Origin of the sequence: Corynebacterium sp. KPL2838, from assembly GCF_040225455.1 — a bacterium.
GTDB lineage: Bacteria > Actinomycetota > Actinomycetes > Mycobacteriales > Mycobacteriaceae > Corynebacterium > Corynebacterium rhinophilum.
Genome location: NZ_JBEHFT010000004.1, coordinates 1 through 16,191 on the forward strand (window position 1 = coordinate 1; position 16,191 = coordinate 16,191).

Consider the following 16,191-nt stretch of genomic DNA (forward strand, 5'->3'; position numbering starts at 1 on the left):
AAGGAACGCAGACAAACATAACCTGCCCCGGCACAGGGGCAGAGTTACGAATCCTGGGTAACCTCAAGCGGAACTGCTAACAACGTAATGGGAGGCCTATACGTAACCGAAGACACCCTCCAAATGAATTCACAGCTTTGAAAACTCTTTGGCTGACGATTTATAACATCGAAGACAGGTGCGCCACTCAGTAGAGGGGAAGGTAATTTGCAATCGAATGGGGCCGCTATATAGGAGGGGACAAAGGTCGCAGGGCGAAAAGCTACTAATCAACTAGCTCTAGACTGCTCGGACCCTTTGCGAATTACATACAAACCATGCTGCGCACACAAACATGGAGAACTATCCTAGCCTCCGACACATCCACTTTCTAGCGCCAGAGTGAGCACTGAATCCTGAAAACAGAACACGTAACAGCAAGCATTGAAAATAACTCAAAAACCAAGGATGAGATCTGTGACTTTTTAATATCACGGAAGATCCTTTACAAATTACAGATTGTAGGGTATTCTAAGCCTGCGTTCACTAAAATTCAAACCTTAAGGAGTTCCAGATGAAGCGTAAGGTCAGTCTCGGAATCGCAGCAGCTGCGTTAGCTATGACTGCCGTTACTCCCGCAGCATTTGCGCAGGAAACTACTACTTTCGACAACGGAATTGTTAATTCCGAATTTTCTTTGGACAAAAAAGAATCCACTAAAAAAGACCCCAAGGAGCAGGCCGAGCTTACCGGCAAGCACTTGGATAACGCAAAGAAAGGCGTAGAGACGGCGAAGGGCATCGTCGACACCCTCAATGGACTGGGTGGTCTGTTCGGGCTTAATGGCGGTAAGTAATACCCCTCCAGCCCCCAGGCATTCGCACGATTGCACTGTGAACCCGAACCGTAATGATGGATGTGTTAATCCGCGATTGCCGGGTCTTGAAGGTCTAATCCTTATTTCGCACTAGGGTTAGACCTTTAGCCTTTTCCGTATCCTTCGTTGTTGTAACAGGCGACAAACTCATAGAGTTCGTAAGTGTGCCTTTTTGACGATGGTAAAGGGGTCCCGTAGTGATTCTCCGCCTTGAATTTGGCGAAAAATTCCCCTACTTCGGCGTTGGTGTGACTGTTGGATTTCGAGAAATGCAACATCGATCTTTTGGGGTCTTTGACGAAATGTAGCCAATAGACCATAAATATCAAAAAAGGGATGGCGTGCCAGCAAATCGTGGACACGTAGTGGAGCTACCTAGTGGTTAGGCAGCGATTTTTCTTCGTTTCTGGTTTGGGTGATGTGGTTCTCGAAATCGACAGAGCTGACCATCCCGAGGTCTTCAGTGTCGGCGCCGACGGTTGTAGACCACTTCAATCCAGTAAGCAACGGCCTTGCGGGCGGCATCATGGGTTGGCCAGCGCTTCCGGTCGTAAAACTCGTTCTTAAGCGTCGACCAGAACGACTCAGCCATCGCGTTATCGAAACACACCCCGGTACGCCCCACCGTCTGAGCAACACCTAGGTTGCGGCACACCTCCCAGAGTTGTTCGCTGGTACATTGCGTTCCGCGGTCAGCGTGAAACACGAGACCATCAGCAACGTCACCGCGCAGCGCATGTGCTCTTCGCAGTGCTCCTTTGACTAGGCGCGTATCTTGGGCGCTATTCATAGCCTAGCCCAGCACACGACGGGAGTGGCCGTCTCGGATCACGCACAAGTACAACCATCCTTCACTGGTGCGCAGGTAGATAAATATCTGACATCCGCACCCGGTTGAGCTCGCCGGTATCAAACATGCGCTTGACCAGGTCAGGAAGCGTGGACTTGCGCTTGGCTTGGATCGTTGTCACTGGAACGAAAGCACGCGGTGAAATTCCTTCAATTCCCATCATGCGCATCCGCTTAGCCACAGTCTTGCGGTTAAGAACAATCTGGTAGCGCTCACCTAGTTCTGCGGTGATTCGCGGGGCACCGTAGACCTCGTTGGAGTCTTTCCAGATCTGATGAATCTTGCGATCAACATCATCGTAAAATGCTGCACGATCATCCTTACCGGATAAGCGTTGCTGCTGCATATGGGCCCATTTGTAGTATCCAGACCGAGATACCTTCAAAAGGCGTGCCATGCGCTTGATACTGAAATTCGCCTTGCTCTGGCTGCATTAATTCGAACTTTTCTGATCGCGTTGCTTTGCGGCGAAGAAGGCTGTCGCTTTTGACAAAAACTCGTTATCCATCTTGGCTTCTGCTAATTCACGGCGCAGACGAGCATTTTCAGCGCGAAGATCGGCCTCGCTTAGCCCATCAGAGGATCCTCGGCGTTCGCGCTCATTTTTCACCCACCGACCTAAAAGGCCTGGTCCGACACCAATTTCTTTCGCTACATGAGCAATCGGGCGTTCTGACTCGATTACTAGGTTTGCGGCTTCACGCCGGTACTCCGGCGTGTATTTCTGGCGTTGTTGACTCACAATGAACATCCTCTCTTACGGACACAAGATCCGCACTAATCGGGTGTCCACCAAACGAGGGTAACCTCATTTTAGGAACTGGTTCTGGGGTGTTTCCTGCACGGCGGGTCTGCTTGACTCCCTTGCCGGGGCTGTGTGCCATTAAGCTTTCGATTTCTCGGTGGGCTACAGTCTGACTCGCGGGGTACATTAACATGTTTCCGCCTCGATACAGTCTTCCACGAGACGGACCACACGATCCTTCGCATCTTGGCATATTCCAGGAGCGTGTCAAGTTGTTTGTGTGTGGGGCTAGGTTTATAGGTATTTGTCGAAGCGCTCGGGAAAGGCCACGGCCATCTGGTTGATGGCTTGTTTCCAGCCGGAAACTCGGGCTCCTTCCACGAGCCTGCTGGCGGTAGCCGAGGCTCGTTTGCCTTGCTTTGCTCTCTTTGCGGCTCGTTTGTCTTCAATATTGCAGATCATCAGCCACAGCGTCTTGAGCGCGGATTCATCGTTGGTGAACTGCACCCTGTTGCGGGTGGCTTTACGCAGCTGGTTGTTAAACGACTCAATGGAATTCGTCGTATAGATGACCTTCCTTGCTGCTGGTGGGAACTGCAAAAATGGCACGAATCTATCCCATGCGTCCTGCCAGACCTTGACCGACTGAGGATACTTCACACCCAGTTCAGACTCGGAAAATTCCTTCAACGCTGCTTCTGCCGTGGATTCATCAGTAGCTGTATAAACCTTCTTCAACGCGGCTGATACGCCCCGGCGATCCCCGTAAGACACCCATCGGTTTGCGGCACGTATCAGGTGCACGATGCAGGTTTGTACCATAGAGTTCGGCCAGGTTGCCTCTACTGCTTCTGGTAGGCCTTTCAGCCCGTCACAGCAGACAATAAAGACGTCTTTGACCCCGCGGTTAGATAAGTTGGCGCACACGTGTGCCCAAAAGGAAGCGCCTTCTTCTTTGGCAATCCACAATCCCAGGATGTGTTTAATACCATCAAGGTCTACCCCGATTGCCATGTACGCGGACTTGTTGACTACTCGGCCGCCGTCGCGGACTTTAATGCGCAACGCATCCAGGAATATCACGGGGTAGAATTCATCTCACTGGCGGTTGTGCCAGACCATGACCTCATCGCCGACGGCATCAGTTACTGCAGAGATTGTTTCATGGGAGATATCTACCCGCATCGCAGTTGCCATATGGTGCTGGATATCGCGGATGGTCATTCCGCCGGCATATAAGCTGACAATCATATCGTCGACATCTGTTAGCCGCCTGGAGCCTTTAGGAACCATGGTTGGGATAAACGTCCCGGCCCGGTCTCGTGGAACATCAATGTTTACTGGCCCGTAGTTAGAATCCACGGTTTTCGGGTAGGTGCCGTTGCGGTGATTGTCTGTTCCAGCAGTAGCTTTAGCTGCTCTATCGCCAGACTCGTAGCCTAGGTGGGCATCCATTTCAGCATTCAAACCCCGGGTAATTGAGGCTTGCAACATGCCCCGAACTAGGTCGTTGGCATCCGTGGTGGACGTGCCTAGCTCATCAATCAGTTTCGCGATTTCAGGGTTAGCAAGCAGCTTCTTTTCAATCGCATCAATCTTGGCCTTATCGGCCGGATCTCGTCTCGCCATAGTAGTCATTCTGGTTCATCTCCTCATGCGGGTTAGGTTCCCACACACAAACCATCAGACACTCTCTATTCCGATTTTCCCATCTACTCAAACCGAGCAAATCTGGACACTTCAGCCAGGAAGTCTTCCGGTGGAGCATGCGCTATAACACGTGCCGGCGGCACTCCTGGTGCAATCCTGTGGCTCCTAGTGTCCTTGAAGCCGAGACTTCAGCTACACTGACGAAGGCAGCACAGCTAACCCTCAGTGTGTCCACTTTCCGAGGGCAGGCACGAGGATCAAGGCAAACGTCTAAGAATAATAGTCAAATTACCTCACACTTCGTTTTCTTTATTTAGTGGCTATAGCTGGGAAAAGTTGCCGCGCTGAAAGTCTACATTCGGGTTACACTAAGTGCATGGCTGATATTAAAGACGACGACCTTCCTGAGATTGACCTTGCAAAAACCGACGGCTTCGTCGTTGATGGAACGGATGAGGATGATCCGTCGCTGATCATGCCGGATGGCTCTCCGGTGCAGACGTGGCGCGAGAATTACCCTTATGGAGAGCGTATGACTCGCAACGAATACGAGTCTATTAAGCGCGCACTGCAAATTGAGCTATTGAAGTGGCAGAACTGGACTAAGGAAACTGGCCAGCGCCACATCATTTTATTTGAGGGTCGCGATGCTGCCGGTAAAGGCGGAACCATCAAGCGCTTTAATGAGCACTTGAATCCGCGTGGTGCGCGCACCGTTGCATTGGAAAAGCCATCCCCGCGTGAGTCCACCTCTTGGTATTTCCAGCGTTATATCGAGCACTTCCCGGCTGCCGGCGAAATCGTCTTCTTTGACCGCTCGTGGTACAACCGCTCCGGTGTCGAGCGGGTGATGGGCTTTTGTACCGAGTCCCAGCACGCGGAGTTCCTGCGCGAGGTGCCCATGCTAGAAAATATGATCCTAGGATCGGGTATTTCGCTGACTAAGCTGTGGTTCTCTGTTACCCGGAAGGAACAGCGCACTCGCTTTGCTATCCGCCAGATCGACCCGGTGCGCCAGTGGAAGCTTTCACCGATGGACCTGGCTTCTCTGGATAAGTGGGATGACTACACCCGCGCGAAGGAAGAGCAGTTCCGTTATACGGATACTGAGGAATCACCGTGGATTACCATCAAGTCCAATGACAAGAAGCGAGCTCGCGTTAACGCGATGCGGTATGTCTTGTCCAAGTTTGAATACACCAACAAAGATTATGACGTGGTGGGTGAGCCTGACGGGAACATTGTCAAGCGCGGCCGCGACCAGATTGGTGATTAGTAGCGTTAATCTCAAGCGCCGTTGAGCGGGAAGATCGAGGAGATCGGTCTCCCCGCTTTGCTATGTCTAAGGCTTCTGAGGTGGCTCAACCATCTTTATGGCGGCAGCGTGAGGGTGGCTGATAGCTCTCACAGCTATTTCCTAAACAGTTGGCAGCCATAAATAAAAAATACTTGAATTACGTTCCTCAGCAAACTATTATCAAGGTGACCTAAAAGTCATCCTATCTATATGCGTGACACAAATCACTGTAAGGAGTACGTACATGATAAGGAAGAAACTGTGCATTCTGGCTACCGCAACCGCTGTATCCATGGCACCCATCGCAGTATCGGGAACGCTTACCGCTACCGCCTTTGCAGGCGGCGGCCAGCCGGTAGCAGAGGCTGCCGCAGATAAGACCGACGTGCTCGGTCGCTCCACCGTTTCTGATAAGCAGATCGCCGATGAAGACGGCTACTTCGATAGCCACGACGGCGAGGGCGTGAAGATTTACTACCGCAAGCAGCTGGTAGAAAACCCACGCGGCAACGTTGTGCTGGCACACGGCGTTTCTGAGCACTCTGGCCGCTATGACTACGTGGCCAAGCGCCTGTTGGACGCTGGCTTCAACGTTTACCGCCTGGACCACCGTGGACACGGTAAGTCTGCCTCCGGCAGCACGCCGCTGGGACACATCGATAACTTCCAGTACATCCTCAATGACTTCGACCGCGTCGTCGACATGGCCAAGGGTGAGCACCCCGATGTAAAGACTTTCCTTCTGGGCCACTCCATGGGCGCGCTGACCGTCCAGGCATACGGCATTCGTGAGCCTGGCAAGGTGGACGGCATCATCACCAATGGTGGTGGTGCACCGTTGAACCTGTCCGGTAAGAAGGCAACGGGCGAGACCATCACGCCGGACGAGATCTCTGAGGTGCAAAAGCAGCTCGACCCCACCCTGTTCGAGCGCCTGCCGTTGGCGGATATCACCAGCTTCAACGCTAACTACGTGCAGAACCTGATTCCCCACCGCACCTACATTGGTGCGCAGTCGCCGGAGTTCACCAAGAAGATCATGCTGTCCAACCCGTTCACGGAGGGCATTTCCACCAGCCAGGCCGTGAAGGATGAGTACGCTACGAGCCCGCTCATCGCGCAAAAGACCAGCGCTGGTACCGCGCTGCAGCTGGGTGCTATTGCTACCTACGATGCTGTGAACGCGGACCTGTTTAGCGCGCCGACGCTTATCATGCACGGGACCAAGGACGGCATCGTTCCGCCGTACTTCTCCCAGGACTGGTACAACTCCATTACCTCTGATGACGTGGAATACGTCAACTGGGAGGGCCAGAAGCACGAGGTCTTCAACGAGCCAGCCGCTGACCAAGCTCTCGACAAGGTGGTGGACTGGCTGGGTCGCCACGTGTAGAAGATAGCGTGTCTCGGGTTCAATAGGCTCGGCACACAATGACCTGCTTTCCCTGCCGTTGGGTTGGTACTTAGGCTTTAGCGGCCTGGGGAAGGTGGGTCATTTATGATTTGTTTGAATTATTTAGACCTGCGTAGAAGGTGTCCAACTCGGTGAGAATTGCTGTTGTGGTCAGGTTTTCCGTGAGGTAAGAGGCTAAATCACGGTCCAACATCGCTGCTACATCGTGGCAGGCCTCGTGGCATTCTCTAGGCCGTAATCGAGTATCTGTGCCCGTGACAGGGATGCCGCGAAGGACTACAGACTCGTGATGCGCAACCCTATTTCTAATTTTCTTTATCTCGAGGATTTTGGAATGAACCCACTTACGGGTCAGACCGTGAGTGGAATATTCTGGATCTTTCTTCCGAGCTACTGAATTCGCACCTGGGAAGACAGAAATTAAAGCTTGCCGGGACCAAATTCTGTCGTGATCAGCATTGTTAAAAGGGGCTGGTAAGCCCGTGGAGCCTCCTTTATCGAGGATATTTGTCCAAGTTCTAAACATGGAAGCAGCAATGACCCTTCCTCCCAGCCTTCTGCTTCGTTCGGTATTCTTGGTGAAGTCTTTTGGCAGGCTATTCTATGCTTCTGTGATATTGTCTCGAACCCGTTTATCGAACCCCATCTCGAGCTTGCAATACCAATCATCTCCGTATTCGGTGCTGAGATATCCAGAAACTGAGTTACGTAATGCTACTTCGATGAAGGCTATCTCGTGAAAAAGGGAAGCACTAAGGTGGCGATCGAGTTCGTAAAGCTCAAAAGCCTTATCCGTGGATCCACCAGTTTTTGTTAAGTAGGGCTCCAACCTGTTTTCTGATAACCACTCTTTTTTAATCCGTTTACTACTCATGGCTACCAACTTAAGGGCTCTTTAAAAATATTTTTGATTGAGGCGGCACGTCCGATTATACTCGGTATAGTATTCCCCTCCTCGTGGTGGTCAACCGTTCAGCGGCTTGGCTGAGGAGGGGTCTTTTTCTTACAGAACCCCGGCTTTAGATTGACCTTGTGGTGGTCGGTCTAAAGCCGGGGTTTGGTGTTTGCGTAGGTTATCCCCACGGCTCGATGGGGTTGCCCTGCCAGGTGGCGTTGGCTGGGACGCGGTCACCGCGCATGACCAGCGAGCCGGGGCCGACGGTGCTGGATTCGCCAATGAGCGAGGCGGGCAGCGCCACCGAATGAGAGGCGAGCGTGGAGCCGGCCTCGATGGTGACGGTATCCAGGCTCATCACGCGGTCCTGGAATAGGTGGGTCTGCACCACGGTACCGGGCCCCACGGAGGCGCCGACGCCGACGTGGCAGAGATCGGTTTCTGGGAACCAGTAGGAATCGATCCAGGCGCCCTTGCCGATGTCCACTCCCAGCCCCCGCAGGCCCAGGTTGATCTCTCCTGTGCCGTAGGTGTGCTGGAAGAACCACGGGGCGGCGACGACCTCCACGAAGGTATCTTGTAGCTCATTGAGCCACACGAATACGCTCCACAGCGGGTGGTCGGCCGCGCTATGCCTGCCCACGCAGATCCACTTCACGGCGATGGTCACGGCCATGGCGATGGCGCCCATCGCCATGAGCACGAGGCCGGAAAGGGCCCAGGTGGTGAGGAAGCCGACATCGGCAAGCAGGTAATACAGCGTCCCCAGGGTGGCGGCGAGCAGCATGGCCGAGAACATCGGCGCGAGCAGGCGCATGGTTTCCACGATGCCGCGGGCGGCCTTGAGCTTGAACCCCGGGTTATAGGTCAGGGCCTCGGCGGACTCAGCGGGGGCATCGATCTGCGCGGTAACGCGCCGCATGCGCTCTGGCGGGGACCCCCACCAGTTGGCGCCGGACTTGGTCTTCTTCGGCGTGGAGGACAGCACCGCGACCAGCGAGTTCTTGGAAAGCTTGCGCCCAGGTGCGGTAATTCCGGAGTTGCCCACGAAGGAGCGCTTGCCCACCTTGGCCTCGCCGGAGTGAATCCAGCCGCCGCCGAGCTCATAGCCGCCGATCATGGTGTCATCGGCAAGGAACGCGCCGTCTTTGACATCCGTGAGCGCGGGGATCATCACGGCGGTGGAAATCTCCACGTCCTTGCCAATGCGCGCGCCCAAAGCGCGCAGCCATCGCGGGGTCAGCTGCGAGGCGTAGAGCGGGAAGAGCTGCGTGCGGGCCTCATCCATGAGGCGCTCGATGGCCCACAGGCGCCAGCCGGCGGCAGAGCGCACCGGATTCACGCCGGGTGAGATGCCGATGGACAGGATGCGCACGCCCAGCCAGGTCTGAAGCATGTAGGTGGCAAAGGCCGCAAGTGCCGCAAGGGGAGCGAAGAACACCGCGCCGATAAAGCGGTTCCCGTCCGTGGAATGCACCAGTGCTAAATCCACGATGGCGCCGACAAGCACCGCGATGAGTGGCTGCGCGGCCAGGAAGAGCGAGGTTGCACCGTAAAGCGCCACCCACCAGGGGCGGCGCTTTGGTGGCTTGGAGGGGAAGCGGTGCTTGGAGCGGCCCACCTTCTTGGCGGGTGAGCCGGACCAGCGCTGGCCGTCCTTGATTTTCTTGCGGCCGGTGACGGTGGACCCCGCCTCCACGTGGGCGTACTTGCCCACCACGGTGCCAGGCAGCAGGGTAGAGCGCGCACCCACGCGGGCGCCTTCCTTGATGTCGATGGCGCCGACGTGGAGGACGTCGCCGTCGAGCCAGTAGCCGGTGAGATCGACCTCCGGTTCCACCGCGGCGTGCTTGCCCAGGGTGAGCAGGCCCGTCACCGGTGGCAGCGAGTGCAGGTCTACGCCGCGCTTCATCTTCACGCCCAGGGCCCGGGCGTAGTTATTGACCCAGGTGGCACCGGCAATAGAGCGCGATCCGGAGGTATCGGCCCACCGTTCCGCGGCCCAGATGCGCAGGTGGGTCGAACCACCGCGCGGATAATCGCCGGGCGTAATGCCGGCGGTAATCAGGCGTGCGCCAAAGCCACCGATGGGAATGCGCCCCAGCGGCGTGGCAAAGATGAGCACCAGCGCAATGACCAGCCACCACGGGAAGGACTGCGCCCACTCCACGCCCAAGGCGGAGGCCACGGTCGAGCCCAGCATGAGCCAGCCCAGCCAGGTAGTCGCCGCCAGCGTCATGGCGGGGATCTGCAGCAGGGTTTGGGCCGCGCGCGTCTTAGCGCCCACCGGGGTGACCTCGCGCAGCGGTGTTTGTTGCTCCGCCTTTGGGCGCGGTTCGGCGCCGGCGATGAGCTCTGCCAGCGAACCTAGCCGCGGGTGGTCATAGAGATCGCGCACGGCCACGGTGGGGTAGCGATCGCGGATGTGGCCCACCAGCGTTGCAGCGGCAAGTGAGGTGCCGCCGAGGTCAAAGAAATCGGCGTTCTCATCCTCCACGGATACACCGAGGGTCTCGACCCAGAGCTCGGCCAGCCACTTCTCGGTTTCTGTCAGCGTGGTCGATTCCACGCCGACGCCAGGCAGCGGCCACGGCAGCGCCTTCTTATCCACCTTGCCGGAGGTGCGCACCGGAAGCTCATCCATCACGCAGATGCGCGGGACCAGCGCCGCGGGCATGGTTTCCGCCAGGCGTTCGTGGGCCACGCCGTGGTTAAATCCGCGCGCCTCATCCTCCAGCGAGACGTACCCCACCAGCACGGATTCACCGCCGGGGGTCTTTTGCACGGCCACGGCGGAGTTGTAGACGTTATCCAGCGCGGCGACATTTGCGTCGACCTCACCCAGCTCAATGCGGCGCCCGCCAATCTTTACCTGGTCATCCACGCGGCCTACAAAGTACAGGCCGTCTTCTTCCAGGCGCACGTGGTCGCCGGTGCGGTAGGCGCGCTGCCAGCCCATGGATTCCAGCGGCGCGTATTTCTCCGCATCCTTCTGCGGGTCCAGGTAGCTGGCCAGTCCCACGCCACCGATGACCAATTCGCCGGTCTCGCCCAGGCCAACGGGTTGGCCCTGCTTATCGATGACCACCAGGTCCCACCCATTCAGCGGCAAACCGATCGAAACCGCGCGCCCCGGAATCATCCGTTGCGCACAAGCGACGACCGTGGCCTCCGTAGGGCCGTAGGTATTCCACATCTCGCGGTCCTCGGTGGCCAGGCGGTCCACCAACTCCTGGGAGCAGGCCTCGCCGCCGACGATGAGCAGGCGGATATTATCCAGCGCCTCCGCAGGCCACAGGCCCGCCAGGGTAGGGACCGTGGAGACGACGGTGATATCGCGGCGAATCAGCCATGGACCAAGGTCCATACCGGAGCGCACCAAGGAACGCGGAGCCGGGACCAAGCAGCCGCCGTGGCCCCAGGCCAGCCACATTTCTTCGCAGGATGCGTCGAAGGCAACGGAAAGCCCAGCCAGCACGCGGTCTTCCGGGCCGAGCGGGCCGTGGGGGTGATCGATGAGGAAGAGGCTGGCCTCCGCGTCCACGAAGGCAGCCGCAGAGCGGTGGCTTACGGCCACGCCCTTCGGCTTGCCCGTGGAACCGGAGGTAAAGATGATCCACGCGGTATCTTCTGGCCGCGGGGCCTCGACGCCCTCTGCCGCGTGACGCGGGGTTTCGCGCAGGAAGCGGAAGCCGTCATCGCTAAACAGGCCATCAATATCGGCCTCACCAAAGACCATCTCCGCGCGCTCATCCGGATCGTCCGCGTCCACCGGCACGTAGGCCGCGCCGGCGGCCAGGGTGGACAGAATGGCGAGGTAAAGATCCCGCTTGCCGGAGGTCATCCGGATGCCGATGCGATCGCCCCGGCGCACGCCATTGACGTGCAGCTCTGCGGCCCACAGTTGGACCTCGTGGACGAGTTCGGCGTAGGTGATGATCTCGCCATCGTCAAGCGCGGCGGCTTCCGGATGGATTTCAGCCGTGGTGGTAATAATGTCCCACAACGTGCGCGGGCGCGGGGCCAAATCGCGCAAGAGAAACTGTTGCGGGACGCTGGGAAGATCTAAATTAGGACTACTACACTCTTCGGGTTCGTCCATCCTTATGCCTCGTCCTCGTCCGCGGCGATGATGGCCTTAGCCAGCTTGCGCAGGTGCTTGAGCTGCTTATTGGTGGATACGTCGAGCGCGTCATCCTCGGCATTGGCGACGAGCTCCGCCAAGTCCTTGTAGGTCTTGGTGCCCTTCTTGGTGCAGGCCACGATTTGGCGGCGGCGGTCCTTGGGGTCGCGCTCGCGCTTGGCCCAGCCGCGCTCCTCGAGGGCATCAATAAGCCGCACCATATCGGAGGCGTCGATGGCTAAGGTGTCAGACAGGAAGGACTGGGAGGCGGCATCCGCCTCCACGAGGCAGGTGAGCACCCAGAACTCGCGGATGGTGGTCTGCTTGGTCTGCAGAGCTACCTCGACGCCATCGCGGGTGCGACGGCGCAGGCGCTCTAGCTGGAAGGATGGGGATTCGAGCAGGGAGGTTGGTATGCCAGGATTATTGGTGGAAGCCATACCATCATCATAATCTCAAAAGATGGGTAAAGGCCAATTAATCGCGGACGACGGGCAGGCCATCCGCCTCCCACTGGTTGGTGCCACCCTCGACGTTAATAACATCCCAGCCCAGGGAGTTCTCCAAATACTGGCACACCTGCGCGCTGCGCCCGCCTAGGTGGCAAATCACATAAATATCGCGGTCTGGGTCAATTTCCTGGATGCGACCCGTTATCTCGCTCATGGGAATATGGGTGGCGCCCTCCGCGTGCACGGCGGCCCATTCGTCGTTTTCGCGCACATCGATAAGTTGCGCGCCTGCTGGAACTTCGGTGGGTTGTACGTTTTGCATACCCCGCAGTCTACGTGCCGCGCGCTAGCCGCCGTAGGTGGCCGCGGACAGGTACTGCAAAATCGCCTTCACGCGGCGGTTATCCTCGCTGGGGTCTAGGCGCAGCTTGGTAAAGATATTGGAGACGTGCTTGGCCACCGCTGCATTCGAGAGCACCAGCTCGGCGGCGATGTCCTTATTGGACTGCCCGCGCGACATCAACTCCAGTACCTCGCGCTCGCGCGGGCTGAGCTCGCCCAACCCGCTGCGCCCAGAGCGCATGAGTGCCTGCGCCACCGTCGGATCGATGACCGTGCCGCCCTGGGCCACCACCTCCAGGCTGGCCAGGAAATCGCGCACCTCAGAGACGCGATCCTTAAGCAGGTACCCGGTGCCCGCATCCGGAGAATCAAACAGTGCCACCGCATACGCCGGCGCCACGTACTGCGATAACACCATCACCGGCAGGCCCGGATAAGCGCGACGCAGCGCCACCGCCGCCTTCAGCCCATCATCGCCCATCTCCGGCGGCATGCGCACATCCGTAATCACCACATCCGGCAACTGGGCACTCAGCTTGCCGATGACCCCCTCCAGCTCCACCGCCGTCCCCGCTCTGCCCACAATCTCGTGGCCGCGGCGTTCCAAGAGCCCGGCGAGCCCCTCGCGCAGGATCGCGGAGTCATCCGCAATCACAATTCTCAATCCACTCATGCTGATACTCCCGTCTGCCCACGCTCCAAAAGGAGCGGAATCGTGCACCTTACCCGCGTCGGACCTCCCTCCGGCGAGGACAGCGACATCTCCCCGCCAAAAGCTGCCAGCCGCTCGGCCATGCCGGCAAGCCCGCGCCCCGGCTTCACCCGCGCCCCGCCTGGGCCCTCATCCACGACCGAAATACGCAGCGCTGCATCCGAGGTGATGAGCACCGAAACCGGCGCGCCGGGCGCGTGCTTGGCGGCATTGGTCAGCGCCTCGGCGCCGAAGAAATAACCGCAGGCCAGCACGCTGGCGGAAAGCCGCGGCAACGGGTGTGGGGCGTAGACGCTGACGTGGGGGCCGTGGGCGGAGGCGGCATCGGCAAGCGCGGCCACCAAACCGTGATCCTGGAGGACCTGCGGGTGAATGCCGTGCACCGTCGCGCGCAGCGAACGCAGGCCGCGATCCACGTCCTGCTTGGCGGCGGTGAGCAGCTCGGCCTCAGAGCCGGTGGCATCCAGCAGGGCCTCACCGAGCTTCATGCTTGCCGCCACCAAATATTGCTGCGCGCCATCGTGCAGGTCCCGCTCGATGCGGGCGCGCTCTACCTCGTAGGCATCCGCAATCGCGCGGCGCGAAGCCGTCAGCTCCGCGATGACCCGCGCCTGCCGCTCCTCATTGCTGGTGGCCTGCTTCTTGCTGAAAAACACGCCCCCAAGCCTAATCGCGCGCGCCCCGGGCAGGGGTAAAGCCAGCACTACCTGGAAAGTATCCTTAGCGCTGTAGGAATAGCGCGCCCGGCACGGTGAAATGAACAGCATGACACAGACACTTTCCCTCCACGACATCACGAAGGATTTTGGCGGCGGCCCCGTGCTGGCCGGCATTACCCTGGACATCACCCCAGGCGAGCTCGTCGCCATCATGGGGCCCTCCGGTTCCGGCAAATCCACGCTGCTGCACTGCATGTCCGGCGTGCTCACGCCCACCGACGGCAGCGTCCGCTTCGGTGACGAAAACATCTCCACGCTTTCCGATGCCGCCCGCTCCCGCACCCGCCTCCGCCACTTCGGCTTCGTCTTCCAAGACGGCCAGCTGCTCCCGGAACTGACCAACCTGGACAATGTCGCTCTTCCCGCCATGCTCAACGGTCTAGGCCGGCGCGCGGCCCGCGCAAAGGCGCTGTCGCTGCTTGACCAGCTGGGGCTCGGCGATCTCGCAGACCGCCGCCCCGCCCAAGTCTCCGGCGGCCAGGCCCAGCGCGTGACCATCGCCCGCGCCCTCGTGGCCAACCCCGGCGTCGTCTTTGCCGATGAACCCACCGGCGCCCTCGACCAAGCCACCGGCCACGAGGTCATGCAGATGCTGACCACCACCGTGCGCCAATCCGGTGCCAGCCTCGTCATGGTCACCCATGACCCCAAGGTGGCGGACTGGATGCAGCGCCGCGTGGAAATCCGCGACGGCATCATTCACGATGACCGCCGCTTAGGAGTGCAGCCATGAACACCGCGACCCTAGTCCTCGGCCTCCAGCGCGAATCCGTCCGCGCCCGCTCCGGTGCCGGCATCGTCAGCGTGCTCGCCATCGTGAGCTTGACGCTGGGCGCCGCCATCGCCTTCCTCGTCGCCGGCGGCACCTGGATGTTCTGGCAGCGCGCTCATCACCCAGAAGACGCCGTGCCCGCCCTGCGCGCCGCCGCCGGCGACACCCCGGAAGATTACTTCCTGCCCTGGTTCGTCCTCGCGCTCATGGCCTGCGCCTTCATCGTTCCGGCACTGTTCAACCTGACCGCGCAGGCCGCCGTCCTCGGCGCCTCCGGCCGGGAACAGCGTCTGTCTACCCTCCGCCTTTTGGGCCTAAGCTCCCACCAAGTTGAGCGCATGGCCGCCGTCGAGACCGGCATCCAAGCGCTTATCGGCATAGTGCTGGGCTGGCTCATCAGCGTGCTCATCGCCCCTGTCTTCACGCACGTGAAATTCCAGGACCGCCCCGTCGCCTTCGAGGAAATCATCCTGCCCTGGTGGGGATACCTCGCGGTGGCCGCAGTCCTTTTCCTCCTCGCCCTCGCCGCGGCCCTTGCTGGCATGTGGCGCGTGCGCGTCAGCCCCCTCGGCGTGGCTAAACGCCAGATGCCCGCCGCTTTCCGATGGTGGCGCCTCATCGCCTTCCTCCTCATCGTCACCGTCGGCGGTGTCCTGCTCAAAGGCCAATCCGGTACCCCCGAAATCTCCATGGCTGTCCCGCTCTTCGCCGTGATCATGAGCATCAACCTGGTCGCGCCCTACCTCCTGCAAATCGGCGCGCGCCTTTTGGCTTTGCTCCCCGGCACCGCACACCTCGTGGCCTGCCAGCGCGTGGGCGCCAACGCCCGCCGCGCCTGGCGGCAAAGCGCGGCCATCGGCTTCTTCGGCTTCCTCGCCGGCTTCCTGATGGGCTCGCCCAATGGCACCGATGCGCTTGCCACCGCGATGAAAGAAGAACAAGAAACGGGCATCGTGTTCCGAGACGTCTCCACCGGGGTCGTCCTGACCTTGCTCTTCGGCTTCGCGCTGACCAGCATGTCCATCTTCCTCGGCCAAGTATCATCAGCCTTCGAGGACAAGGAACTTATCCGCTCCCTCGGCCTGATGGGCGTGCCGCGCCGCTTCCAATTCCGCACGAACGCCCTCGCCGTGATGGGGCCCATCGTCGCGCTCAGTATCTTCGGTTTCCTCTTCGGTGTCGGCATCGCCGGCATAATGTTCTTGAGCATCGTCTGGGACGAAGGCGTCGACCTCGCCGGGAGGCTCCTCATTTCCTTCAGCTTCCTCGCCGTGGGCTGGGCGGTGACCTTCCTCGCCATCGCGCTCGTCGAGCCCCTGCGCGGCCACGTTCTCCGCAGCGGCCGCCGCAAGGAATAGCCGGTT

The 16,191-nt window shown here is 59.1% G+C and carries 11 protein-coding genes and 2 pseudogenes; 5 read left to right on the forward strand and 8 right to left on the reverse strand.

Annotated features, from left to right (window positions below; genetic code table 11):
• The first annotated feature begins 553 nt into the window (after nt 1-553).
• Nucleotides 554-835, forward strand: coding sequence for a hypothetical protein (locus tag ABRP98_RS02145; protein WP_284771368.1), 282 nt, complete (start codon nt 554-556; stop codon nt 833-835).
• A gap of 396 nt (nt 836-1,231) precedes the next feature.
• Here ABRP98_RS02145 and ABRP98_RS11785 read toward each other — a convergent pair.
• Both ABRP98_RS11785 and ABRP98_RS02165 read right to left on the reverse strand, forming a co-directional pair.
• Nucleotides 1,232-2,457 (reverse strand): annotated as a pseudogene (locus ABRP98_RS11785) (IS3 family transposase).
• A gap of 288 nt (nt 2,458-2,745) precedes the next feature.
• A pseudogene (locus ABRP98_RS02165) lies at nt 2,746-4,080 on the reverse strand (IS256 family transposase).
• A gap of 397 nt (nt 4,081-4,477) precedes the next feature.
• Between ABRP98_RS02165 and ppk2 the strand changes: the two are divergent.
• Together ppk2 and ABRP98_RS02175 are read left to right on the forward strand one after the other, a co-directional pair.
• Nucleotides 4,478-5,377 carry a polyphosphate kinase 2 gene (gene ppk2 / locus ABRP98_RS02170; RefSeq protein WP_349857204.1) on the forward strand — a complete coding sequence of 300 codons (900 nt, stop codon included), beginning with the start codon at nt 4,478-4,480 and terminating at the stop codon, nt 5,375-5,377.
• Between the two features lie 265 nt (nt 5,378-5,642).
• Complete coding sequence (locus ABRP98_RS02175; protein ID WP_349857205.1) at nt 5,643-6,791, forward strand: alpha/beta hydrolase; 1,149 nt, start codon at nt 5,643-5,645, stop codon at nt 6,789-6,791.
• A gap of 622 nt (nt 6,792-7,413) precedes the next feature.
• Here the strand turns inward: ABRP98_RS02175 and ABRP98_RS02180 are convergent.
• From ABRP98_RS02180 to ABRP98_RS02205, 6 genes are all read right to left on the reverse strand, one after another.
• Nucleotides 7,414-7,686 carry an Abi family protein gene (locus tag ABRP98_RS02180; RefSeq protein WP_349857206.1) on the reverse strand — a complete coding sequence of 91 codons (273 nt, stop codon included), beginning with the start codon at nt 7,684-7,686 and terminating at the stop codon, nt 7,414-7,416.
• A gap of 199 nt (nt 7,687-7,885) precedes the next feature.
• A complete protein-coding gene (locus tag ABRP98_RS02185) occupies nt 7,886-11,809 on the reverse strand; it encodes a Pls/PosA family non-ribosomal peptide synthetase (RefSeq protein ID WP_349857207.1) in 3,924 nt (1,307 codons plus the stop codon).
• Between the two features lie 2 nt (nt 11,810-11,811).
• Nucleotides 11,812-12,270, reverse strand: coding sequence for a MarR family winged helix-turn-helix transcriptional regulator (locus ABRP98_RS02190; protein ID WP_349857208.1), 459 nt, complete (start codon nt 12,268-12,270; stop codon nt 11,812-11,814).
• A 37-nt stretch (nt 12,271-12,307) separates the two neighbouring features.
• A complete protein-coding gene (locus ABRP98_RS02195) occupies nt 12,308-12,604 on the reverse strand; it encodes a rhodanese-like domain-containing protein (RefSeq protein ID WP_349857209.1) in 297 nt (98 codons plus the stop codon).
• 24 nt (nt 12,605-12,628) lie between these two features.
• Entirely contained in the window at nt 12,629-13,297 is a 669-nt protein-coding gene (locus tag ABRP98_RS02200) for a response regulator transcription factor (RefSeq protein WP_349857210.1), read from the reverse strand.
• Nucleotides 13,294-14,103 carry a sensor histidine kinase gene (locus ABRP98_RS02205; protein WP_349857211.1) on the reverse strand — a complete coding sequence of 270 codons (810 nt, stop codon included), beginning with the start codon at nt 14,101-14,103 and terminating at the stop codon, nt 13,294-13,296. The genes ABRP98_RS02200 and ABRP98_RS02205 overlap by 4 nt, the downstream gene beginning before the upstream one ends.
• On the opposite strand from ABRP98_RS02205, the gene ABRP98_RS02210 reads away from it, so the two are divergent.
• Entirely contained in the window at nt 14,102-14,788 is a 687-nt protein-coding gene (locus ABRP98_RS02210; RefSeq protein ID WP_349857213.1) for an ABC transporter ATP-binding protein, read from the forward strand. The two genes, ABRP98_RS02205 and ABRP98_RS02210, sit on opposite strands and share 2 nt — an antisense overlap.
• Complete coding sequence (locus ABRP98_RS02215; RefSeq protein WP_349857214.1) at nt 14,785-16,185, forward strand: FtsX-like permease family protein; 1,401 nt, start codon at nt 14,785-14,787, stop codon at nt 16,183-16,185. The genes ABRP98_RS02210 and ABRP98_RS02215 overlap by 4 nt, the downstream gene beginning before the upstream one ends.
• Nucleotides 16,186-16,191 lie beyond the last annotated feature (6 nt).

Bases quoted from the DNA above. Each gene is read 5' to 3' on its own strand.
- ABRP98_RS02145 (WP_284771368.1), top strand. From the start codon at position 554: ATGAAGCGTAAGGTCAGTCTCGGAATCGCAGCAGCTGCGTTAGCTATG.
- ppk2 (WP_349857204.1), top strand. From the start codon at position 4,478: ATGGCTGATATTAAAGACGACGACCTTCCTGAGATTGACCTTGCAAAA.
- ABRP98_RS02175 (WP_349857205.1), top strand. From the start codon at position 5,643: ATGATAAGGAAGAAACTGTGCATTCTGGCTACCGCAACCGCTGTATCC.
- ABRP98_RS02180 (WP_349857206.1), bottom strand. From the start codon at position 7,686: ATGAGTAGTAAACGGATTAAAAAAGAGTGGTTATCAGAAAACAGGTTG.
- ABRP98_RS02185 (WP_349857207.1), bottom strand. From the start codon at position 11,809: ATGGACGAACCCGAAGAGTGTAGTAGTCCTAATTTAGATCTTCCCAGC.
- ABRP98_RS02190 (WP_349857208.1), bottom strand. From the start codon at position 12,270: ATGGCTTCCACCAATAATCCTGGCATACCAACCTCCCTGCTCGAATCC.
- ABRP98_RS02195 (WP_349857209.1), bottom strand. From the start codon at position 12,604: ATGCAAAACGTACAACCCACCGAAGTTCCAGCAGGCGCGCAACTTATC.
- ABRP98_RS02200 (WP_349857210.1), bottom strand. From the start codon at position 13,297: ATGAGTGGATTGAGAATTGTGATTGCGGATGACTCCGCGATCCTGCGC.
- ABRP98_RS02210 (WP_349857213.1), top strand. From the start codon at position 14,102: ATGACACAGACACTTTCCCTCCACGACATCACGAAGGATTTTGGCGGC.
- ABRP98_RS02205 (WP_349857211.1), bottom strand. From the start codon at position 14,103: ATGCTGTTCATTTCACCGTGCCGGGCGCGCTATTCCTACAGCGCTAAG.
- ABRP98_RS02215 (WP_349857214.1), top strand. From the start codon at position 14,785: ATGAACACCGCGACCCTAGTCCTCGGCCTCCAGCGCGAATCCGTCCGC.